The sequence below is a fragment of the Roseibium sp. RKSG952 genome, assembly GCF_009711355.1.
In genome coordinates, this window is record NZ_SMMF01000400.1 from 1 (window position 1) to 832 (window position 832).

The 832-nt window shown below is 53.6% G+C and carries 1 rRNA gene; it reads left to right on the top strand.

Annotation, left to right across the window (positions count from 1 at the left end):
* A 23S ribosomal RNA gene (locus E1297_RS01230) occupies positions 1–832 on the top strand; the annotation flags it as partial.

The following is an 832-nucleotide window of genomic DNA, read 5'->3' on the forward strand; positions in this document are numbered from 1 at the left end:
CTTACTGATCCTAACCAAACTCCGAATACCGGGAAGAACTGTCCGGCAGACACACAGTGGGTGCTAACGTCCATTGTGGAGAGGGAAACAACCCTGACCGCCAGTTAAGGTCCCCAAGTTATGGCTAAGTGGGAAAGGATGTAGAGATCCCAAAACAACCAGGATGTTGGCTTAGAAGCAGCCATCATTTAAAGAAAGCGTAACAGCTCACTGGTCTAAATAAGGGTCTCCGCGCCGAAAATGTACCGGGGCTCAAGCCATACACCGAAACTGCGGGTGCATCGCAAGATGCGCGGTAGCGGAGCGTTCTGTAAGTCTGCGAAGGAAGACCCGCGAGGGCTTCTGGAGATATCAGAAGTGCGAATGCTGACATGAGTAACGATAAAGGGAGTGAGAGACTCCCTCGCCGAAAGTCCAAGGGTTCCTGCTCAACGCTAATCGGAGCAGGGTTAGTCGGCCCCTAAGGCGAGGCCGAAAGGCGTAGTCGATGGGAATGAGGTTAATATTCCTCAACTTGGTGGTAGTGACGGATGCCGTGTGTTGTATCCCCTTATCGGATTGGGGGTGCAGCGAAGGTGTTCCAGGAAATAGCTCCACCGTATAAACCGTACCCGAAACCGACACAGGTGGACTGGTAGAGAATACCAAGGCGCTTGAGAGAACTATGCTGAAGGAACTCGGCAAAATGCTCCCGTAAGTTCGCGAGAAGGGAGACCTCGATTTGGGCAACCAGATCGGGGTGGCACAGACCAGGGGGTGGCGACTGTTTATCAAAAACACAGGGCTCTGCGAAGCCGCAAGGCGACGTATAGGGTCTGACGCCTGCCCGGTG